This is a genomic window from Kitasatospora sp. NPDC004669, assembly GCF_040609455.1.
Lineage (GTDB): Bacteria > Actinomycetota > Actinomycetes > Streptomycetales > Streptomycetaceae > Kitasatospora.
The window spans coordinates 147,375-167,742 of the sequence record NZ_JBEXKB010000013.1 but is presented as its reverse complement, the minus strand read 5'-3'; the positions used below and the strand labels follow the sequence as shown (position 1 = coordinate 167,742).

At 72.3% G+C, this 20,368-nt stretch carries 19 protein-coding genes; 10 read left to right on the top strand and 9 right to left on the bottom strand.

The window, feature by feature from the left end:
• Positions 1-111 precede the first annotated feature (111 nt).
• A complete protein-coding gene (locus ABZW30_RS14360) occupies positions 112-504 on the top strand; it encodes a metal-sensitive transcriptional regulator (RefSeq protein WP_355671388.1) in 393 nt (130 codons plus the stop codon).
• Between the two features lie 16 nt (positions 505-520).
• Here ABZW30_RS14360 and ABZW30_RS14355 read toward each other — a convergent pair whose 3' ends face one another.
• Together ABZW30_RS14355 and ABZW30_RS14350 are read right to left on the bottom strand one after the other, a co-directional pair.
• A complete protein-coding gene (locus ABZW30_RS14355; RefSeq protein WP_355671387.1) occupies positions 521-706 on the bottom strand; it encodes a hypothetical protein in 186 nt (61 codons plus the stop codon).
• A 374-nt stretch (positions 707-1,080) separates the two neighbouring features.
• Entirely contained in the window at positions 1,081-1,980 is a 900-nt protein-coding gene (locus tag ABZW30_RS14350) for a hypothetical protein (protein WP_355671386.1), read from the bottom strand.
• A 163-nt stretch (positions 1,981-2,143) separates the two neighbouring features.
• On the opposite strand from ABZW30_RS14350, the gene ABZW30_RS14345 reads away from it, so the two are divergent.
• Positions 2,144-2,338, top strand: a complete 195-nt coding sequence (locus tag ABZW30_RS14345; protein ID WP_355671385.1) for a hypothetical protein — start codon at positions 2,144-2,146, stop codon at positions 2,336-2,338.
• Positions 2,339-2,368: 30 nt separating this feature from the next.
• Here the strand turns inward: ABZW30_RS14345 and ABZW30_RS14340 are convergent, their stop codons facing one another.
• Together ABZW30_RS14340 and ABZW30_RS14335 are read right to left on the bottom strand one after the other, a co-directional pair.
• The gene (locus ABZW30_RS14340) at positions 2,369-3,088 is read right to left on the bottom strand and encodes a phosphatase PAP2 family protein (protein ID WP_355671384.1); all 720 of its coding nucleotides are present in this window, start codon (positions 3,086-3,088) and stop codon (positions 2,369-2,371) included.
• Between the two features lie 179 nt (positions 3,089-3,267).
• Positions 3,268-4,428, bottom strand: a complete 1,161-nt coding sequence (locus ABZW30_RS14335) for a bifunctional lytic transglycosylase/C40 family peptidase (protein ID WP_355671409.1) — start codon at positions 4,426-4,428, stop codon at positions 3,268-3,270.
• A 248-nt stretch (positions 4,429-4,676) separates the two neighbouring features.
• Here ABZW30_RS14335 and ABZW30_RS14330 point away from each other — a divergent pair, with 248 nt between their 5' ends.
• The 6 genes from ABZW30_RS14330 (at position 4,677) to ABZW30_RS14305 (ending at position 12,311) form a co-directional block, all read left to right on the top strand.
• Entirely contained in the window at positions 4,677-5,027 is a 351-nt protein-coding gene (locus ABZW30_RS14330) for a hypothetical protein (RefSeq protein ID WP_355671383.1), read from the top strand.
• Positions 5,028-5,197: 170 nt separating this feature from the next.
• Positions 5,198-6,013, top strand: a complete 816-nt coding sequence (locus ABZW30_RS14325) for a hypothetical protein (RefSeq protein WP_355671382.1) — start codon at positions 5,198-5,200, stop codon at positions 6,011-6,013.
• Positions 6,014-6,089: 76 nt separating this feature from the next.
• Positions 6,090-7,295, top strand: coding sequence for a hypothetical protein (locus ABZW30_RS14320; protein ID WP_355671408.1), 1,206 nt, complete (start codon positions 6,090-6,092; stop codon positions 7,293-7,295).
• Between the two features lie 7 nt (positions 7,296-7,302).
• Positions 7,303-8,877 (top strand): SCO6880 family protein, encoded by a 1,575-nt coding sequence (locus ABZW30_RS14315; RefSeq protein WP_355671381.1) that lies wholly within the window; start codon positions 7,303-7,305, stop codon positions 8,875-8,877.
• A gap of 79 nt (positions 8,878-8,956) precedes the next feature.
• The gene (locus ABZW30_RS14310; RefSeq protein ID WP_355671380.1) at positions 8,957-10,306 is read left to right on the top strand and encodes an ATP-binding protein; all 1,350 of its coding nucleotides are present in this window, start codon (positions 8,957-8,959) and stop codon (positions 10,304-10,306) included.
• 205 nt (positions 10,307-10,511) lie between these two features.
• Positions 10,512-12,311 (top strand): bifunctional metallophosphatase/5'-nucleotidase, encoded by a 1,800-nt coding sequence (locus ABZW30_RS14305; RefSeq protein WP_355671379.1) that lies wholly within the window; start codon positions 10,512-10,514, stop codon positions 12,309-12,311.
• 63 nt (positions 12,312-12,374) lie between these two features.
• Here the strand turns inward: ABZW30_RS14305 and ABZW30_RS14300 are convergent, their stop codons facing one another.
• The 5 genes from ABZW30_RS14300 to ABZW30_RS14280 all read right to left on the bottom strand — a co-directional run bounded on the left by ABZW30_RS14300 (position 12,375) and on the right by ABZW30_RS14280 (position 18,037).
• Positions 12,375-13,856: a HAMP domain-containing sensor histidine kinase gene (locus ABZW30_RS14300; RefSeq protein ID WP_355671378.1), complete on the bottom strand. Its 1,482-nt coding sequence runs from the start codon at positions 13,854-13,856 to the stop codon at positions 12,375-12,377.
• 64 nt (positions 13,857-13,920) lie between these two features.
• On the bottom strand, positions 13,921-14,691 hold the full coding sequence (locus ABZW30_RS14295; protein ID WP_355671377.1) for a response regulator transcription factor: 771 nt from the start codon (positions 14,689-14,691) through the stop codon (positions 13,921-13,923).
• Positions 14,692-14,779: 88 nt separating this feature from the next.
• On the bottom strand, positions 14,780-15,949 hold the full coding sequence (locus ABZW30_RS14290; protein ID WP_355671376.1) for a trypsin-like peptidase domain-containing protein: 1,170 nt from the start codon (positions 15,947-15,949) through the stop codon (positions 14,780-14,782).
• A gap of 115 nt (positions 15,950-16,064) precedes the next feature.
• The gene (locus ABZW30_RS14285; protein ID WP_355671375.1) at positions 16,065-17,123 is read right to left on the bottom strand and encodes a LacI family DNA-binding transcriptional regulator; all 1,059 of its coding nucleotides are present in this window, start codon (positions 17,121-17,123) and stop codon (positions 16,065-16,067) included.
• A gap of 182 nt (positions 17,124-17,305) precedes the next feature.
• Positions 17,306-18,037, bottom strand: coding sequence for a response regulator transcription factor (locus ABZW30_RS14280; RefSeq protein ID WP_355671374.1), 732 nt, complete (start codon positions 18,035-18,037; stop codon positions 17,306-17,308).
• A 719-nt stretch (positions 18,038-18,756) separates the two neighbouring features.
• Here ABZW30_RS14280 and ABZW30_RS14275 point away from each other — a divergent pair.
• Positions 18,757-19,050 (top strand): MoaD/ThiS family protein, encoded by a 294-nt coding sequence (locus ABZW30_RS14275; protein ID WP_355671373.1) that lies wholly within the window; start codon positions 18,757-18,759, stop codon positions 19,048-19,050.
• 5 nt (positions 19,051-19,055) lie between these two features.
• Complete coding sequence (locus ABZW30_RS14270) at positions 19,056-20,324, top strand: hypothetical protein (protein WP_355671372.1); 1,269 nt, start codon at positions 19,056-19,058, stop codon at positions 20,322-20,324.
• The last annotated feature ends 44 nt before the right edge of the window (positions 20,325-20,368 follow it).

Genomic DNA, 20,368 nt, shown 5'->3' with positions numbered 1-20,368 from the left:
TACCAGGCCCTTCGGCACATGCCGGGTGGGCCGTCGGAACACCGCGGAAGGCCCCGGTGTTGGACACTGGTGGCCGACGCAGCCACCAGGCACTCAGACGAAGGCGGGCCGATGACCACGACGCAAGCGCGCACCGAGCCGGACCACGCGCACGGGACCGACCCGCAGGCCGGCACCCCCGCCGTACCCGCGGCCGCCGCAGGACATCAGGGCGGGCACGGCCCGCACGGGTACAGCGCCCAGAAGGACGCCCACCTGAAGCGACTGCGCCGGATCGAGGGCCAGATCCGCGGCCTCCAGCGCATGGTCGACGAGGACGTCTACTGCATCGACGTGCTCACCCAGGTCTCGGCCAGTACCAAGGCCCTGCAGTCCTTCGCGCTCTCGCTGTTGGAGGAGCACCTGCGGCACTGCGTCGCCGCGGCCGCCGAGCAGGGCGGCGTCGAGCTGGACGCCAAGGTCGCGGAGGCCTCGGCCGCGATCGGTCGACTGCTGCGCAGCTGAGCCCCCGGGCCGTCCGCTAGTCGCCCTCCCGCTGACCCTGGCCCGGGTCCACCCGGTCCAGCAGCACCTCGTCGATCCGCTCGGTCGGCAGTCGGTCACCGCTGCTGGCCGTCGCGGCGATCATCAGCTCGCCGGCCAGCTCGATCTCGTCGAGGGCCGCGTCGTCGTGGCCGCCGCTGCGGTCGCCCGTGGACGACACCACCTGCACCACCCCTTCAGTGCCTCGCCAGCCCGGGCGGCAGCCACCCGACCTCCAGCCTAGGCACTCCGGGGCCCGTCCACATGGCACGGACGGGCCATCTCGGCGCCGCCGAAACGGGTGGCCGTCGCTCCCCGGACGGTCACCCGCTCCGGCGGCGCCCCGTCTCGCCCCGGCGCCGGAGCACTGCCCCGACGGACCCAGGGCGTGTCTGACGATTCCCGCCGGGCGCGCGACGTCGGGGCACGCACCTCGCCGCGTTGTCGTCGGTCGCCGGCGGCGCCCAGCCTTCGGCCGGGAGGTGCCCCCGTCCTCCGCCTTGCGATGCCCGTACCCCAACGCCGCACGCCGATCCGACGCGAATTGTCGGAAACACCCTATTTCGGGCTCTCCGAGGGCTTCATCTGGTAGATGTCCGAGGTCGACGGCTCGGCCGCCTCGACCGGCTTGCCGAAGTCCGACAGCGAGGTCGTCGAGGTCACCTTCACCTGGTCCTTGGCCTCCTTCGACCCGGCGACCCCGGCGAAGGTGAACACCTCGACCACCTTGTGCAGCCGGCCCTGGTCGTCCAGCCAGGCGTCGTACGGGACCTCCTTCACGGTGAAGGTCTGACCGCCCGTCCGCAGGCCGTCCCCGCCCCGACCGCCGGTCGCGTCGGCCGCCTTGGCCAGGTCCAGGGTGCCGCGGTAGTGGTGCAGCGAGGCGCCGCCGACGGTCTCGGTGCCGACCAGGTCGGCCTTCTGAACCCCGCGCAGCGCCCCCGCCGCCGAGGCCGGGTCGGTGGCGCCGCTGCTGACCAGGTTGCCGTCCGGCAGCTGGCGCACGTCCAGCTTGACCCACTTGCCCGCGGGCACCTTCGCGCCGCTGTTCTGCAGGTAGACGGTGCCCGGCAGGACCACCTCGACGATTTTCCCGGTGGTCGCCGCCCCCGGCGGCACCTGGACCTCCAGCCGGCCGATCCGTTTCACGTAGTCGTAGCCTCCGGTCCCGGTGAAGGATGCCTTCTTCTCCGCGGACTCGGTGACCAACTCCGTGGCGGTGTGCGCGGCGCCGGTGCGGCCGGTGATGTCGGCGGCGTTGCGCACCGCCGTCAGCGGGTCGCCGGCCAGCTGGTCCGGGACGCCCGCCCCCCGGTCGGAGGAGCCGCCGCCGGAGTGGCCCGAACACCCGGCGGCTCCCACGGCCAGGACGGCGGCGAGCAGGGCGGCCCAGGCCGCCGAGCGCGGGTGCGGCCCCGGACGGCGCGCCGGCCGCCCGGTTCGCTGCTGGTCGGTCATCTTCATCCTCGCGACAACCCCCTCGGGCCCGACTGCCCTGCCGGGACACCACCGGGTGGGCAGAGCTCTTTCCGGGCAAACGAGTTGAGCGGCGAACGGTTACGGGGTCCGGAAAACCGGGGGGCGTCGCGCGCGGGGCATCCGGGGCGTTACGGTGAACGACGTGCGCAGTGAGCTGCCGGTGGCCCCCGGCACCACCCGGATGCCCGAGCACCGTGTCGCGATCAGCGAACGCGGTTCCTTCGCCTTCGCGACCTGCAGCTGCGGCTGGTACTCCGCGGCCCGCCGCTCGCGCGACCTGGCCCGCCGTGAGGGAGCCGGGCACCTCGCCGAGTACGGCGCCGGCGAGTCGGACTAGACCTCTCCCCGGAACCGATTCCTGCGGCCCTCAGGCCGCCAGGTCGGACTCCGGCGGCTGCTCCTCGGAACGCACCGCCCCACGCCCGCGCCGACGGCCGCGCGGGGCCGCGCCGCGGGCCGTGCCGCCGCGCTCCGGCGCCCGGATCAGCGGGGCGACGGCCGTCCGGCTCAGCGCGTGGCAGAACGGGACCAGCACCGCCATCGCGATCGGTGCCAGCAGCAGCACCACGGCGACGGCCAGCGCGAAGCCGCCGATCACGTCGGTCGGGTAGTGGACGCCCATGAACATCCGGCAGAAGCCCTGCAGCAGGGCCAGGCCCCCGGCGATCCAGCCCAGCTTCCGGTTCACCAGGAACAGCGCCACCGCGACGGCCATCGTCATGGTCGAGTGGTCGCTGACGAAGGAGTGGGTGCCGGCCTTGCCGTCCACCAGCACCAGCAGCCCGGGGTGGTCGACGAAGGGCCGCGGCCGGTCCACGATCGCGGCGATCGGCAGGTTGGCCAACTCGGCGACGGCGGTCGAGAGCGGCACCCAGAGCAGCCCGGCGATCGCCACCGGCGCGTCCGGACGGCGTCTCGCCTGCAGCCAGGCCACCAGCCCGAGCATGGCGAGGCCGATCAGGATGCCGTACTCGCCCACCCAGGAGACCAGGTGGTCGAGCCACCGCGGGGAACTCTTGGCCAGGCCGTTGACGGCGTACAGCAGGCCGAGGTCGGGGTTGGTCGTGTCGGCAAGCGGCGTCGACACGCCGCACCTCCTTCTGGTCCGCAGCACCTGTTCGTTCCGGCCGGGGCCCGCCCGGCGCGGAAAGCTGACGAGGGGCCACCGGACCCAACGTCATCGCCGGGGCACAGCGTTCCACGGAAACGCGCGGTTATGGAAACTTGACTCAGCGTCCACAGGGCGCACACAGGTCGACGGCCGGCTCAGCCGCCCCCGACCGGGAGGCCGGGCCCGGTCGGAGCGGGCGGGGCGGCCACGGCGGGACGGGCGGGGGAGGGCTGGCCCGTGGCGTCCGCCGGGGCGGCCGTGGGCGCGGCGGGGGCCGTGCTGCCAGGGCGGCTCGGGGCGTTGACCGCGCCGTTGTCGTTGCGGGTCGGCAGCGCCTGGGCACCGTCCGAGGTGACCCGGGTCGCGCCGATGTACTCCCGGGTGTCGATCTTGTCGTAGCGGATCACCGCCCCGGTGTGCGGCGCGTTGATCATGTAGCCGCCGCCCACGTAGATCCCGACGTGGTGGATGCTGCGCGGATCGCTCAGGTCCGTCGCGAAGAACACCAGGTCCCCCGGTCGCAGCTGATCGCGCGACGGGTGCGGGCCGGCGTACCACTGGTCGTTGGCCACTCGGGGCAGGTTGATGCCCACGGTCTCGTATGCGGCCTTGCTGAGCCCGGAACAGTCGAACCGCCCGTTCTGCGAGGGCAGGCCGTCACCGCCCCACAGGTACGGCGTACCGAGCTTGGTCTGCGCGAAGTAGATCGCGGCGGCCGACTGCGCGGACACCTCCAGCGGGGCGGTCGGCGCGGTGAAACTGCGCGCCATCGCCTGGATGTTCCGCACGTAGCCCTGGGTCTCCTTGTACGGCGGGATGCCCCTGTTCTTCGTCACCGCGTACGGGCCGGCGTTGTAGGCGGCCAGCATGTTGGCCTGCGGGTCGCCCGGTACGCCGGCGACGTCCTTGGCGAGCGCACAGTCGTAGACCGCCGCCGAGGCGATCGCGTCGTACGGGTTCCAGACGTCCTTCTTGCCGTCCCCGTCACCGTCCGTGGCGTACATCGGCCAGGTGTCCGGCATGAACTGCGCCATTCCCTGCGCCCCGACGCCGGATTGGGCCTTCGGGTCGAAACCGCTTTCCTGGTACAGCTGCGCCGCGAGCATCGGCGGGGAGATCTCCGGGCAGAGCGATCCCCACTTCTGGATCGCGTCCTGGTAAGCGGCCGGAACGGTTCCCGGAGAGAGGGTGGAACGATTCGCCGACTGCTGCGGCGTCCCACTTGCCGCATACGTCCCCATCGTCACCAGGCCGATGAACCCGAACGCGACAACTCCCGCGGCGACGGCGGCCGTACCGGCCCTCCGGAGTACCATCAGCACCATCCCGACGAATCGTCAGTCGAAGTGTCCCGGAAGGCGTTGCTCACCGCAATCATCAGAGATACAAGGAGTGAGCGCTATCCTTCGTACGGTGGACATCCTCGCGTACGTGTCCGATGCCTCACGACCAATCCGCGAGAAGTAGCCAAGTCGACATCAGATCCGGCCAAGAATAGGTTCCGACCCTTCGCGCGGGCGGGGTCCGGGCCCTTGAATTTGCCTGATCGGGCGGTGAGATGGAAATGAACCTGAGCAGCGTGCACACCTATGCGGTCGGCCACCTGGCCGATGACCCACCCAAGAAGCCGAACATCGACACCATCATCGGCGGAATCGCCCCGGACTGGGGGCCGTTCGCGAGCCTCGGCTCGGAGGCCCGGGTGATGGTCGAGGTCATCATGGCCGTCGCCATCCTCGTCTGCCTCGGCCTCGCGGTCTGGGGTGCCGCCAAACAGCGGATCGGTGCGACCGCGATGCGCGACAGCTTCGGCGCCGAACAGGGCAAGGGGCTGATCATTGCCGGGCTGACCGGCGTGTTCATCATTGGATCACTCGGCACTCTGTTCACCATTGTCTACGGCATGGCGATCTGACGATCGGACAGCAGTGACCCGGCCCGCCTGAGGACAGGTCCCCGCCCGTACCTTCCCAGTGGCCGACCCGCCCAGGAGTCCACCCCCCCGTTCCCACCCTCCGTCCGCGCCCGCCCCCGGGCGGAGGGCCCCCGGAGCCGCCCGCGGCTCCCCGCACCAGGAGGGCCGCCGTGCCGTTGTCCGACGACCAGCCGCACACCCGTACGCGGCTGCCGATCGGCGAACAGCCCTCCTCCCCGCCGACCCTCGGTCAGTCGCGCCCGCTGCGCGCACTGCTGACCGTTCTCGTGGTCGTCACCCTGCTCGTGGTCGCCATCTCCATCGCCAACCGCGGCAGACCCGACCCCGGCAGCGGCGGCAGCTCCGCCGACCGCGCCGCCCCCAGCGCCTCCTCGGGCGCCGGCCCGGCCGCCAGCGGCGACCAGCCCGTCGGCACCACAGCCAACGGCATCGCGTCCGGCTTCCCGCACACCGAGCAGGGCGCCCAGTCCGCCGCCACCAACTACGCGGTGGCGATCGGCTCCGCGGACATGTTCCGCGCCGACAGCCGCCACACCATCGTCGCGACCATCGCCGACCCGGGCGCGGTGGGCGCGCTGCAGGGACGGCTGGACCAGGGCTTCGGCGGCGACACCGCCGCCCGCTACGGCCTCGACGCCCAGGGCCGGGCCCCCAAGGGCCTCACCTTCGTCAGCCGCACCGTCCCGGTCGGCACCAAGTCGACGGGTTACAACGACGGGGACGCCAAGGTCGAGGTGTGGTGCACCGGCCTCACCGGCCTCGCCGGCGAACGTTCCGTCCAGCCGGTGACCGCGAACTGGTTCACCCTCACGCTCTCGCTCCACTGGGCGGGCAGCGACTGGAAGCTCACCGACTTCACCAGCAGGCAGGGCCCCGCGCCGATGCCGGGGGACCAGCAGGCCGCCACCGCCGAGGAGATCACCGGCGCCGTCCAGCAGTTCGGGGGGTTCCGCTATGCCCGTTGACCAGACCTCACGCCGGTCCACCGCACGCCGCGCAGGCACTGTGGCCGGTGTGTTGGCCACGCTTCAGGTGGCGGCGATGCTGGCGGCCCAGCGGGTGTTCGCCGAGCCGTCGCCGACGCCGACACCCACCGGTACGGCGAACCCCAACTGCCCTGACCTGCCGATCTCGGGGAACGGTATCCTCTGCGTCGACAAGCCCGGCGGCGGCTCGCTGCCCGGCGGCGGCACCGTCAACAACGTGACCGATCCGCTCGGCTCGCTCGCCAAGGGTTGTGCCCAGGCGGCGGCGTGGGTGGTGCGGAAGCTGTCGGGGGCGATCGACGGGACGACGCAGGTGGACTTCACCAATGCGTCGTTCCTGCAGCAGTACGCCGTGGTGTTCGCGGTGTCGACGGTGATCACGCTGGTGCTGTGGCTGCTGGCGGTGACCAAGCGGGCGGTGCGCGGGGCACCGTTGACGACGGCGATCTCGGAGGCGATCGGCTTCCTGTGGCTGACCGTGGTGGCCTCCGCGTTCACGCCGCTGATCCTGTACACCGTGGTGAGCGTGACGGACGGGCTGACCAAGGCGATCGCGGTCGGCACGAAGTCGGACACCGGGACGTACCTGGGCGGGTTCGCCGACACCCTGGAGAAGGGGGACGTCGGCGGCGGCCCGCTGATCCTGGTGATCGTGTCGCTGGTCGCGGTGCTGGCGGCGGCGGTGCTCTGGATCGAGCTGGTGATCCGGGCGGCCATGCTGTACGTGGGCGCGCTGCTGGGGACGGCGGTGTACGCGGGGCTGGTGGACCGGCAGCTGTGGAAGCACGTGCGCCGGTGGGCGGGGATGATGCTGGCGGTGGATCTGGCGAAGCCGATCATCGTGATCATCCTGGGTCTGGCGGGTGCGGTGGCGACCGGCGCCGGGGCCAACGACGACTTCTCCCGGGTGCTGTCCGGGCTGGCGATCCTGTTCCTGTCGATCTTCGCGAGCGCCGCGGTGTACCGCTTCGTCCCGACCTTCGGCGACGAGATGCTGAACATGCGTCGGGCCCGGGCCAGTGCCGTGCAGGCCGGCTCGGCGATGATCAACGGCACCGCGAACCTGATGAAGCAGGGCATCACCACCCACGGCGACCGCGGTCCGCAGGCGGCCGGCGCGGGTGGCGGCGGTGCGGGCGGCGGTTCGGTCGCGCCGGGCATCGCCGCGCACGCCGGCCGGACGCCGACGCCACCCGCGCAGGCCGGGCCGCCGCAGGCTCCGGTTCCGATCCGCGACAGCAATCCAGCGAAGGGAGGGTGACGGGTAAGTGAGCAGCGAACCGCTCGGCCAGTACGGTGCCCAGTACGCCCAGCCGTACGTGCACCAGCGCCGCACCTACCTGATCGGCAAGGCCCGCCCGAACGCGCCGATCGGCCGGAACCGGGAGTCCGGCGAGATCCTGCTGATCATCTTCGGGGCGTTCCTCGGCATGCTCTGGGGTCTGCTGATGCCGATCCTGGGGCTGCGGATCGCCGGTCTGATCGGCCTGCCCACGCTGGCCATCGCGGCGGTCTACGTGCCGTACCGCAAGCGGACGTTCTACAAGTGGGTGGAGATCAACCGCACCTACCGCCGGACGGTCCGCAGCGGGCGCGCGGTGTGGCGGTCGGACGCGATGGACGCGGGCACCCGGATGGACGGCCGTGAGGTGGAGATCGGCCCGCCGCCCGGAGTGGGGCGGCTGCGCTGGCTGACCGCGCCGTTCGGGCCGGACGAGGTCGGGGTGCTGATGCACCTGGAGCGGCGGACGGTGACGGCCGCGATCGAGATCGAGGGCCCGGGTGTGGGCCTGCGCGACTCGGAGGACCAGGAGGCGCTGGTCGACCGCTTCGGCACGCTGCTGAAGCACGTCGCCAACGGCGACGGCTTCGTGACCCGGCTGCAGATCCTGGCCCGCACCCTGCCGGCCGACCCTGACGCGCACGCCAAGGACGTCGAGCGGCGCGGCGACCACGACGCCCCGCGCTGGCTGAAGGAGTCGTACGACCAGCTGCAGTCGATGGTGTCGACCTCCTCGGAGCAGCACCGGGCGTACCTGGTGGCCTGCATGCACTACACCCGTGACCTGGCCGCCGAGGCGCACGCGATGGGACGCACCGCCACCGGCGGGCGGGCCCGGGACGACGACGGGCTGGCGGCCGTGATGGCCCGCGAGCTGACCGACATCTGCGCCCGGCTGGCCGAGGCGGACATCCGGGTGCGCCAGCCGCTGGGCCAGGCCCGGCTCTCCTCGCTGCTGCACTCGATGTACGACCCGGACCACCCGATCGACCACATCCAGGCGATGTCCCGGCGCAACGCCTGGCCGGCCGAGCTGGACGCGACCCACCCGCAGTACCTGAGCGCGAAGACCCGCGAGTCGGCGACCCGGGAGCCGTGGTGCCACGCCACCGCGTGGATCAAGGAGTGGCCGCTCACCCCGGTGGGCGTCAACTTCCTGGCGCCGCTGCTGGTGCACACCCCGGATGTGATCCGCACGGTCGCGGTGACGATGGACCTGGAGCCCACCGACGTCGCGATCGAGCGGATGCTGACCGAGAAGACCAACGACGAGGCGGAGGCCAGCCGCGCGGCCAAGATGAACCGCACGGTCGACCCGCGCGACCTGGCCCACACCGGCCGGGTGGACCAGCGCGGTGACGACCTGGCCTCCGGCGCGGCCGGGGTGAACCTGGTCGGCTACATCACGGTCTCCTCGCGCAACCCGGACGCGCTGGCCCGCGACAAGCGGACCATCCGGGCCTCGGCCGGCAAGAGCTACCTCAAGCTGGAGTGGTGCGACCGCGAGCACCACCGGGCCTTCGTCAACACCCTGCCGTTCGCCACCGGCATCCGCCGCTGACCGCCACGCTCGTCCACCCACTGCGCCGTTCCACCCACCGCGCTCGTCCACCCCTACCGCTGGCACCAGGAGGCCGCCCATGGCGCTCGGCAACCTCACCGACGCGTTCACCAGCCTGATGTTCGGCAAGGTGGAGACCACCCGGCTGCCGGTGCGCACCTCCACCGGCCAGGCGCAGGCCGTCTACCTGCCCACGGCCGCACCGGGGTTGGGTGATTCGGGCGTGATCATCGGGCGTGAGGTGTACAGCGGCAAGGGGTACGTGTACGACCCCTTCCAGCTGTACGGGCAGCAGCTGCCGGCCCCGCACTGGCTGGTGCTGGGCGAGTCCGGCAACGGCAAGTCGGCGCTGGAGAAGACGTACGTGCTGCGGCAGTTGAGGTTCCGCGACCGCCAGGTCGTGGTGCTCGACGCGCAGGGTGAGGACGGCGTCGGCGAGTGGAACCTGATCGCCAACGCGCTGGGCATAAAGCCGATCCGGCTGGACCCGATGGCGGCCCGGGACGGCGGGGTGAAGCTCAACCCGCTGGACCCGGCGATCACCCAGACCGGTCAGCTGTCGCTGCTGCGCACCATCGTCGAGGTGGCGATGGGGCGCGGCCTGGAGGAGCGGGCCGGGTTCGCGCTGAAGGCCGCGCACGCCCATGTGGCGGCCTCGGTGAAGGATCGTCAGCCGGTGCTGGACGACATCATCGACACCCTGCGCAACCCCGACCTGTCCTCGGTGGAGTCGCTGGGCGTGGCGGTGGACGAGGTGCAGTCCTGGGGCCTGGACGTGGCGCTGGTGCTGGACCGGCTGGTCGACGGCGACCTGCGCGGCATGTTCGACGGGCCGACCACCGAGGGCATCGACCTGGACGCGCCGCTGATCGTCTTCGACCTCTCGCACATCGACCGCAACTCGATCGCGATGCCGATCCTGATGGCGATCGTCGGGGTGTGGCTGGAGCACACCTGGATCCGGCCGGACCGGAAGAAGCGCATCTTCCTGGTCGAGGAGGCCTGGCACATCATCAACAGCCCGTTCGTGGCCCAACTGTTCCAGCGGCTGCTGAAGTTCGGCCGACGGCTCGGGCTCTCCTTCGTCGCGGTGGTGCACCACCTGTCGGACGTGGTGGACGGCGCGGCGGCCAGGGAGGCCTCGGCGATCCTGAAGATGGCCTCCACCCGGACGATCTACATGCAGAAGGCCGAGGAGGCGCGGGCCACCGGCCGGGTGCTGGGCCTGCCGCGCTGGGCGGTGGAGATCATCCCGACCCTGTCGCCGGGCATCGCGGTCTGGGACGTCAACGGCAACGTCCAGGTGGTCAAACACATCATCACCGAGACCGAGCGGCCGCTGGTGTACACCGACCGCGCGATGACCGAGGACGCGGTGGCCGAACGGGTGCGGGCCGAACGGCAGTTGGCGGCCGAGCCGGGGGTCTGACCGGCGGTCGGGCCGGGAGTCGGGGCGGTTCCTCCGTAGTCCGCGCACCGCTCGGACGACGACGGTTCGTCAGTAGGTAATCCTCTTGTGACGTCCGACGCCCTGACAGCTACGCGCGTTGAGCCTAGGCTGCACACGCACAACACATGCCCGAACGCCCGGTGCTGTCCGCCGCCGGTGCTCCTCCGAGGTGCAGGGGACCTTCATGCTCACCGTCAGATCACGACGGACGGCGCTCGCCGTCGTCGCCGCCGCAGGTCTGTTCGGCACGGTCGCCGTGCCGACGGCCGCCCAGGCCGCCGACGCCAACGCCAAGCGTCACAAGACCGTCAACCTCCAGCTGCTGGCGATCAACGACTTCCACGGCAACCTGGAGCCCCCGGCCGGGTCCTCCGGCACGATCAAGGAGACCGACCCGGCCACCGGTCAGGTCGTCTCGACCCCGGCCGGCGGCATCGAGTACCTGGCCACCGAGCTGCGCCAGGCCCGGATCCCGGCCGACGACTCGATCACCGTCGCGGCCGGCGACATCGTCGGGGCCAGCCCGCTGACCTCGGCGCTGTTCCACGACGAGCCGACCATCGAGGCGATGGACAAGCTCGGCCTGGACGTCACCTCGGTGGGCAACCACGAGTTCGACCAGGGCGCGGCCGAGCTGCTGCGCAAGCAGGAGGGCGGCTGCCACCCGACCGACGGCTGCTACGAGCCCGGTCGCACCTTCAAGGGCGCCAACTTCAACTACCTGTCGGCCAACGTCACCGACGAGCAGACCGGCAAGCCGCTGCTGCCCCCGTACTGGGTGACCAAGTCGCAGGGCGTGAAGATCGGCTTCATCGGTGTCACCCTGGAGGGCACGCCGAACATCGTGACCGCCGAGGGCGTCAAGGGCCTGAAGTTCGCCGACGAGGTCACCACGATCAACAAGTACGCCGCGGAGCTGAAGTCCAAGGGCGTCAACTCGATCGTCGCGCTGATCCACGAGGGCGGCTACCCGGCCAGCAGCGTCTACAACTACGACTGCGGCCCGGCCGGCCAGGGCGTCTCCGGGCCGATCGTCGACATCGCCAAGAAGATCGACCCGTCGGTCGGCGCGATCATCACCGGCCACACCCACAACTCGTACGCCTGCACCATCCCCGACCCCAACGGCGTGCCGCGCTCGGTGACCAGTGCCGCCTCCTTCGGCCGGCTGTTCACCGAGATCGACATGAAGCTGGACAAGACCACCGGCGAGATCGTGCGCCCCTCGGTCAAGGCCGAGAACCACGTGGTGCGCCGCACGGTCGAGAAGGCTCCGGACATGACGGAGCTGATCAGCCACTACGCCAAGCTGGCCGCCCCGATCGCCAACCGGCCGATCGGTTACATCTCCTCGGACATCAACGGCCGCGGCAGCGGCGACCTGGAGAAGCCGCTCGGCGACCTGATCGCCGACGCGCAGCTGGAGGGGCTCGCCCCGGCCGCCAAGGGCGGGGCCCAGGTCGCCTTCATGAACCCCGGCGGCATCCGCTCCGACCTGGTCTACAAGGCCTCGGGCAGTGAGGGCGACGGCGTGGTGACCTACGGCGAGGCGTTCACCGTCCAGCCGTTCACCAACATGATGCAGGTCAAGACGCTGACCGGCGCCCAGCTCGTCCAGCTGCTCCAGCAGCAGGTGAGCGGCCTCAACGACGCCGCACCGAAGGTCCTCCAGGCCTCCTCGAACCTGCACTACACCCTGGACATGCGCAAGACCGGCGCGGACCGGGTCGTCGTCGACTCGATCCGGCTGAACGGCGCGCCGGTCGACCCGGCCGGCAAGTACCGGGTCGCGGCCAACGAGTTCCTGGCCGGCGGCGGCGACGGCTTCCCGGCCTTCGCGGCCGGCACCGACAAGCTCGTCGGCGTCTCCGACCTGGACGTCTTCACGGCCTACCTGGCGGGCCACAGCTCGGCGGCCTCGCCGCTGAAGCCGCCGGCGCAGGACCGGATCAAGGTCCTCGGCCCGGGCAGCGACATCGACTGACTGTGAGCCGATCCTGAGGGACGGGCGGGGCGCTGTCGGGGCGCCCCGCCCGTCCTGTTTCCGCTATTCGGGCGCCGGCCCGCCGGGCAGCCGCACGGTGGCCAGCGCGCCGGGGCCGCCGTCCCCGGCCGGGCCCAGGGTGACCTCGCCGCCCGCCTCCCGGACGCTCTGCGCGACGATCGACAACCCGAGGCCGGAGCCCGGCAGTTGGCGTGAGGAGGGGGAGCGCCAGAACCGGTCGAAGACGTACTGCAACTCGTCCGGCGGGATGCCGGGGCCGTGGTCGCGGACGGTCAACACGCCCTGCTGGAGCCCTACTTCGATGGTGCCGCCGGGCGGGCTGTACTTGACCGCGTTGTCCAGCAGGTTGATCACGGCCCGCTCCAGCCCGGCCGCGTCGCCGTGCACGTACCAGGGCTCGGCGCTCGTCTCGAAGACCAGCCCCGGCCCGCGCAGCTTGGCCCGTTCGAGGGCCCGCCCGGCGATCTCGTGCAGTGCGACGACGGTCAGGTTCGGGCCGGTCTTGGGCGAGTCGGGGCGGGAGAGCTGGAGCAGGTCGCCGATCAGGACGGTGAGTTCCTGCATCTGCGCCTTCATGTTGCCGAGCAGCTTGGTCTTGGTCGCCGGGGGCAGCGGGCGACCGGTGTCGTTGCTGCGGATCAGCAGGTCCACGTTGGTGCGCAGCGAGGTGAGCGGGGTCCGGAGCTCGTGGCCCGCGTCGGCGATCAGCCGGGTCTGCCGCTCACGGGAGTTGGCGAGGGCGGTGCTCATCGAGTTGAAGGAGGTGGACAGGCGGGCGATCTCGTCGTCCCCGTGCACGGGGATGGTGGTGCCGACCTCCTCGGTCCGGGCGATGTGCTCGACGGCGTCGGTGAGTTGGTCGACGGGCTTGAGGGAGGAGTGGGCCACCAGACGCCCGGCGACGGCGGCCAGGAGGATGCCGCCGAGGGAGACGGCGCCGAGGAGGATGGCGAGGCCCTGGAGGGAGTCCTCAATGGGCTGGGTGGGGGTGGCGACCATCACGACGACAGGTGTCGTGAAGTTGTGGCTGGCGGTCAGCCGAATCATCGCGGGTTCACCGTTGGTGTATCGCCCGTTCCGGATGGTCGACTGTCCGGGCTTGAGTCGGAGGGCGGCGAGGTCGTCCGGCTTGGTCACGATCGCCTTGGTCGCCCCTGGGGGCAGGCAGGTTCCTGCGGCCGAGAGGAACTGGGTGTCCCGGGGGACGGCCCCGCTGATCTCCGGCATGCTGCCGCCGCGCTGGTGCTCCAGCGCGTCCTCCGGGGTGGGGTAGCAGCTGAGGCTACGTACGCCGCCCGCGGCCGGGGGCGCGGACGCCAGATCCGTCCGCACCTGGCCGTACAACTGCTTCTCCACGATGAACCAGCACGCCAGCGCCGACATCGCGATCGCGACCGCCACCGCGGCCGCGCTGAGGAAGGTGAGGCGGCCGCGCAGCGAGCGTGAGCGGAGCCAGTGGACGACGCGCTTGCGGCGGCCGGGCGCGCGGGGCGGAGCCAGCGGCGGAGGCGGGACAGTGCTCATGCGCCCGCCTCGCTTCGCTCGGCAGGGGCATGCGCCCATGCGCCCCTTTTGAAGGCTCGCTCGCTCACGCGCTCGCGCCGGCGGCCGGGCGCAGGGCGTAGCCGACGCCTCGTACGGTCTGGATGAGGCGCGGCATGCCGCCCTGCTCGGTCTTGCGACGCAGGTACATCACGTACACGTCCAGGGAGTTGGAGGAGGGCTCGAAGTCGAAGCCCCAGACCGCCTTGAGGATCTGTTCGCGGGTGAGGACCTGGCGGGGGTGGGAGAGGAACATCTCGAGCAGCATGAACTCGGTGCGGGTGAGTTCGACCGGCTTGCCGGCGCGGGTGACCTCACGGGTGGCGGTGTTCATCCGCAGGTCGGCGAAGGCGAGCACCTCGCTCTCGTCCTCGGCGGCGGCGCGGGCGGCGGCCTCGGCGGCGAGGGCGTTGCGGCGCAGCAGGGCGCGGACGCGGGCGAGCAGTTCGTCGAGTTCGAAGGGCTTGGCGAGGTAGTCGTCGGCGCCGACGTCGAGGCCGGTGACGCGGTCGCCGACGGCGTCGCGGGCGGTGAGCATCAGCACCGGGACGGCGTCGCCGCGGGAACGCATCCGGCGGACGGCGGTGAGGCCGTCCATCCGGGGCATCATGATGTCCAGCAGGACGAGGTCGGGCTTGTCGCGCTCGACGGACTCCAGTGCCTCGTAGCCGTCGGTGGCGGTGGTGACCTCGTAGCCCTCGAAGGCGAGGCTGCTCTCCAGGGCGTCCCGGAGGGCGGGTTCGTCGTCGACCACGAGGAGCCGGGCGGAGGGGTGGGCGGCCTCGGCGGGGGTGCGGTCGTCGGCGGACGGGGTCATGGGCTGGTGCCCTTTCTCGTCGGGTGGAGGGCCTGCTGGGAGCAATTGTCCGTCGTGCGGACTCTTACCGGTTCTTACGGATTGTGGCTCACAGGTTCTGGCCGGCTTCGAGCTTCGGCAGGACCTGCTTGATGTCGTTGATCGGGATGGCGAAGCCGAGACCGATGCTGCCGGCCGTGCTGCTGCCGCCGCCGGCGGTGGAGTTGGCGCCGTTGGGGGCGTACATGGCCGAGTTGATGGCGATGACCTGGCCGTTGGCGTTGATCAGCGGGCCGCCGGAGTTGCCGGGGTTGAGGGCGGCGTCGGTCTGGAAGGCCTTGTAGGTGGTGGTGTCGCCGCTGTTCTGCTGCTGCGGGAGGGTGCCGCGCAGGCCGGGCAGGTTGGGGAAGCCGAAGCCGCCGTTGCCGCTGGTGCTGCCCTCGTCGAGCTGGACGGTGACGTCGCGGTTCTCGGCGCTGATGATGCCGGAGGTGACGGTGCCGGTGAGGCCGTCGGGGTTGCCGATGGCGACGACGGGGTCGCCGACGGCCATGGCGGAGGAGTCGCCGAGGACGGCGGGGGTGAGGTTCTTGGCGCCGGTGGCGGTGATCACGGCGGCGTCGAGCTTCTTGTCGGTGCCGGTGACGGTGGCGGGGGCGGTGGAGCCGTTTTTGAAGGTGACGGTGATCCGTCCGCCGTCGGCCGCGGTGTCGATCACGTGGAAGTTGGTGAGGATCTGGCCGCCGGTGTTCAGGAGGACGCCGGTGCCGGTGGCGGTGCCGTTGCCGTTCTTGACGGTGATCTGGACGACGCTGGGCGAGACGGCGGCGGCGATGGCGGGCACGTTGGCGCTGCCGTCGGAGCGGGCGGAGACCGGGCTGGCGATGGCGCCGACGTGGTTGCCGGAGGACTGCCGGTCGGCGGCGATGACCCCGCCGGTGACCCCGCCGATGACGGCGGCGATCGCGGCGACGGCGGTCACCAGGGCGAGGCGTCCGCGCAGCAGGCCGCGCCGGGCCCGGCTGCCGTGGCCGGGGCCTTCAGGGCCTTCGGGACCCGCGGGGTGGCCGAGGACGGTGGTCGGCTCGGGCGGGATGGGCGGCGGAGGGGGCGGTCCGTCGAAGCTTCCGCCGGAGTGGTCCTCGCGGTAGGTGTACCCGGCGCGCGGGTCGGTGTCGCCGGTGCCCGCGGTGCCGCCGCCGAGCACGGTGCCCTCGATCACGCGGGGTCGGTACGGGTCGTCGTGGTGCTCGCCGGGGTGCTGCTGCTGTTCGCTCATGCCGACCAAGCTCCGCCCGGTGGATGAGGACCGGATGAGAAGCGGCTCAGAAGGATCCGAGAAGCCCGTTGGCTTCTCATAAACCCTGGTCAGGCCGCCTGCGGAACGGAATCGGCTATTCCGCCGCGGCCCGGCCGGGCGCGGCCCCGTCGCAGCCGCAGGAACGGCGGATGACCAGGCGGGCCGGGAACTTGCGGACCCGCTCGGTGTCCGAGCCGGGCACCATCAGCGAGTCGTCCAGCACCAGTTCGACGGCGGCCCGGGCCATCGCGTCGCGGTCGGAGGCGACGGTGGTCAGCGGCGGGTCGGCGAGCGCGGCCTCGGGCACGTCGTCGAAGCCCGCCACCGCGAGGTCCTCGGGGACGCGCAGGCCGACCTCACGGGCGGCCCGCAGCACACCGATGGCCTGGTCGTCGGTGGAGCAGAAGATCGCCCGGGGCCGGTCCGGCGAGCTCAGCAGACCGAGCGCGACGTCGTACGCGCCGTAGCGGTGGAAGGGCGCGTCGATCAGGTACGGCTCGGTGGGGATGCCGTGGGCGTCCATGGCGCGCTGCCAGCCCTCGACGTGGTCGATGACCGGGTCGCCGGGGGCGGGGGACTCGACCGGGCCGCCGAAGCAGGCCACGTACGGGTGCCCGTGCTCCTCCAGCAGGTGGCGGACGACGGCCTCGGCGCCGCCCACGTCGTCGGTGACCACCGCGACGTCGTCGATCGCCTCGGGTCGGCGGTGCAGCAGCACCACCTTGGCGCCCTCCATCGCGGCGAACTCCTCGGCGGCGCGCTGCGAGGGGCCCTGGCTGACCAGGATCAGGCCGGAGACCCGCATGCCGAGGAAGGCGCGGACGTAGTGGACCTCGCGGTCGTCCACGTAGTCGGAGTTGCCGATCAGCACGAGCTTGCCGCGCTCGGAGGCGGCCCGTTCCACGGCATGCGCCATCTCGGCGAAGAAGGGCTGGCGGGCGTCCGGGACGACCATGCCGATCAGGTTGGTGCGGCGGGAGGCCATCGCCTGGGCGACGCTGTTCGGCCGGTAGCCGAGCTGCTCGATCGCCGCGAGGACCTTCTCCCGGGTCGCGGGCGCGACCGGGCGCGGCCCGTTGTTGATCACGTAGCTGACGACCGCGGTCGAGGTCCCAGCCAGTCGGGCTACATCGTCGCGCGTCACCTTGGCCACGGATGGAGTCTACGCGTGTGGCCTCCGGGACGGCAGTGGGACCTGTCGCCGCCCCGGGGCGCACCGGGCGCAATCCGGACGAGCCGGGCGGGGGACGGCCCGCCCGGCGACCGGGTACAGGGCGTGTCTTGTGGGGCTTGTCGGATCCGGCAAAGATCCACAAGACACGTCCCCAGGCCCCCCTAGGCCTCCAGTGGTGCGGAGGGGCGCTGGGCGAGCTCGGGCCGCTCGCCCTTCTCGGACTTCTCCGGGACGACGAAGCGGTAGCCGACGTTGCGCACGGTGCCGATCAGCTGCTCGTTCTCGACGCCGAGCTTGGCGCGCAGCCGCCGGACGTGGACGTCCACCGTCCGGGTGCCGCCGAAGTAGTCGTAGCCCCAGACCTCCTGCAGCAGCTGTGCCCGGGTGAAGACCCGGCCGGGGTGCTGGGCGAGGTACTTGAGCAGCTCGAACTCCTTGAAGGTGAGGTCGAGCGCCCGGCCCTTGAGCTTGGCGGAGTAGGTGGCCTCGTCGACCGAGAGGTCGCCGTTGCGGATCTCCATCGGGCTGTCGTCGACGGCCACCTGGAGTCGGCCGAGCGCCAGCCGCAGCCGGGCCTCGACCTCGGCGGGGCCGGCGGTGTCCAGCAGGACGTCGTCGATGCCCCACTCGGCGGTTACAGCGGCCAGGCCGCCCTCGGTGACCACCAGGATCAGCGGGCAGCCGATGCCGGTGGAGCGCAGCAGCTGGCAGAGGCTGCGGATCTGCGGCAGGTCACGTCGCCCGTCGACCAGGATGACGTCCGCGCTGGGGGTGTCCACCAGGGCCGATCCCTCGGCGGGGGCCACCCGGACGTTGTGCAGCAGCAGGCCGAGCGCCGGCAGCACCTCTGCTGACGGCTGCAGCGCGTTGGTGAGGAGGAGGAGAGAACTCATACCCGGTGGTCCCCTTTCCGGGTCGTCGCGGTCGCATGACGGCTGCCGCCACAGCCGGATGGCGCACGATCGTGAAAGCGTCGCGCGCAGCGCGTCCCGGCAGGGGCGGCGGTGGGCGACGGGAGGGTGAGGGGGAAGGGCGCCCAGGGCGTACGGGGGGACCAGGAGGCGCGACGGCGCTCGCGCCGGGGGGCCCGCAACCCCTGGCGCACCGTTTCTGCCCTGCTCATCCCGCGAACCCTCCGGTCTGGTCCGGTACCGGGTGGCGGCCCGGCGCCGGGTGAACGACACCCCGCCGACCCGGCACGTCCTTGTGCCGCGAGAAGCGGGGCGGTTCCTGCGGCGCGCCGGGGGTGGGCCGACGAATCGCAAGAATGTCCGTACTGGCGTCCTGAAAGCACAAAAGGACCCGGGGGCGACTCTGCCCGGATCCCTCTTGGTGGTCGAGGATAGCCGACCCGCTCCCGCGCCGGGAGTGCGCGAATCCGGCGGTTCGCCCAATCCGGGCGTGCGCCGGGTGAGTCTGGACACAGCTTCGAGCGCCGCCGCACACCCGTCCGGCCAGGGCGATTGCCGGTCGCGACGGCGGACACGCCATCATGGGACGCACATCGGCGGCGCTGCGCGGGTCCATCGTTCGGGTGGTCGGGCGGCGGCCCCGATGGCGAGCCGGACCGGGTCACCGGGGCCGGGCGAGGACGAACGGAAGGGGTGGCCCGATGGGCGCGACCACCGAGCCCGCGAGCGGCGCCCGGGTGCGCGGGACGATCCGCTACTGGGCGGCGGCGAAGTCCGAGGCCGGGCTGGCCGAGGAGCCGTACGAGGCGCAGACCCTGGCGGAGGCGCTGGCGGCGGCCAAGGAACGGCACGCGGCCCGGCCGAAGCTCGTCCAGCTGCTCGGGCACTGCTCGTACCTGGTCGACGGCGCCCAGGTGGGCGGCCGGGACCATGCGACCGTCGCCCTGACCGAGGGCGGGACGGTCGAGGTCCTCCCGCCGTTCGCGGGAGGCTGAGCGGCGTGACGGACATGAACAACCCGAACCACGGCGGTGGCTACGGCAACTGGCCGCAGCAGCCCCAGCAGCCCTATCCGCACCAGCAGCCGCACCCGCAGCAGCACCCGTACGGCTATCCGGTGGACGACGAGGCGGCGACCACGCTGCTGCCGCCGGTGCCCCCGCTGGACGACGCGGCCGCGACCACCCTGCTGCCGCCCGTCCCGCCGCTGGACGACGCGGCGGCCACCACACTGCTGCCGCCGGTCACGGTCTCCGGCGCGATGCCGGTCGCCCCGCCGCAGCACTTCGGACAGCCCCCGGCGCAGCCGCAGCAGCCGCCGTCCCGGGCCCGGCACCGGGCCCCGACGCCGCAGCCCGCTCCGCACCAGGCTGCGCCCATGCCGCCCGCTGCGCCCGTGCCGCCCACCGGGCCCGGCTTCGACCCGCCGACCATGACGCTCAAGCGCCCGACCGCCCCGGTGCCCGGCCAGGTGACCGGCGCCCCCGGCGCCCAGCCGTACGCGGCCGTCCCGGCGCAGCCGCAGCCGGTGACGCCGCCGCCCGCCGCCCCACGCGGTCGGACCGGTTCGCCGATCATCGACCCGGGCCTGCAGCCCGCCCTGATCACCGCCGGCGCGGCCGCGTTGCTGGCCGGCGGCGCCGCGCTGGGGCAGGTGGCGCTGGCCCTGGTGGTCGCGCTGCTGCAGCTGCTGACGGCGGCCGGCTGGTTCCGGCTGAACGGCATGTGGCCGGCCCGTCAGGGCATCCTGCTCGCCGCGCTGGCCGGGTTCACCGCCGACGTGGCCGTGCTGCTGGCGGACTCCCGCGGCGGCGTGGCGGCCGTGGTGGGCACCCTGGGCGGGTTCTTCCTGCTGGTCCTGGTGCTGCAGACGTTCCGTCCCTCGGACCCCAAGGAGCGGTTCTACGCGCTGACCGTGCTCGGCTCGGCCACCGTGGTGACGGCGCTGTGCACCATGCTGCTGCTGGCCGACTGGGTGCCGGCCGGGGTGGGCGCGGTCGCGCTGGCCACCCTGCTGGCGGCGGCGCCGCTGCCCGGCCCGAAGCAGCTGGGCCCGGTGCTGGGCCTGGTCGCGGCGGTGCTGCTGGGCTTCCTGGTGGGTGCGCCGATGGCCCTGGGGTCGCTGGCCGGGCTGGGGGCGCTGGTCGGCCGCCGGGTCGCGGCGTACGACTTCCCGTCCCGCTTCGTGCACATGACGGCGGGCGTGGCGCTGCCGCTGGCGGTGTCCGCGCCGCTGATCTGGATCGCCACCGACCTGCTGGCCGGCTGAGCCGGGGTACGTCACACCGCCCCGGAACCACGTTCCGGGGCGGG

Bases quoted from the DNA above. Each gene is read 5' to 3' on its own strand.
- ABZW30_RS14360 (WP_355671388.1), top strand. From the start codon at position 112: ATGACCACGACGCAAGCGCGCACCGAGCCGGACCACGCGCACGGGACC.
- ABZW30_RS14350 (WP_355671386.1), bottom strand. From the start codon at position 1,980: ATGACCGACCAGCAGCGAACCGGGCGGCCGGCGCGCCGTCCGGGGCCG.
- ABZW30_RS14335 (WP_355671409.1), bottom strand. From the start codon at position 4,428: ATGGTACTCCGGAGGGCCGGTACGGCCGCCGTCGCCGCGGGAGTTGTC.
- ABZW30_RS14330 (WP_355671383.1), top strand. From the start codon at position 4,677: ATGAACCTGAGCAGCGTGCACACCTATGCGGTCGGCCACCTGGCCGAT.
- ABZW30_RS14320 (WP_355671408.1), top strand. From the start codon at position 6,090: ATGCTGGCGGCCCAGCGGGTGTTCGCCGAGCCGTCGCCGACGCCGACA.
- ABZW30_RS14310 (WP_355671380.1), top strand. From the start codon at position 8,957: ATGGCGCTCGGCAACCTCACCGACGCGTTCACCAGCCTGATGTTCGGC.
- ABZW30_RS14305 (WP_355671379.1), top strand. From the start codon at position 10,512: ATGCTCACCGTCAGATCACGACGGACGGCGCTCGCCGTCGTCGCCGCC.
- ABZW30_RS14300 (WP_355671378.1), bottom strand. From the start codon at position 13,856: ATGAGCACTGTCCCGCCTCCGCCGCTGGCTCCGCCCCGCGCGCCCGGC.
- ABZW30_RS14295 (WP_355671377.1), bottom strand. From the start codon at position 14,691: ATGACCCCGTCCGCCGACGACCGCACCCCCGCCGAGGCCGCCCACCCC.
- ABZW30_RS14290 (WP_355671376.1), bottom strand. From the start codon at position 15,949: ATGAGCGAACAGCAGCAGCACCCCGGCGAGCACCACGACGACCCGTAC.
- ABZW30_RS14280 (WP_355671374.1), bottom strand. From the start codon at position 18,037: ATGAGTTCTCTCCTCCTCCTCACCAACGCGCTGCAGCCGTCAGCAGAG.
- ABZW30_RS14275 (WP_355671373.1), top strand. From the start codon at position 18,757: ATGGGCGCGACCACCGAGCCCGCGAGCGGCGCCCGGGTGCGCGGGACG.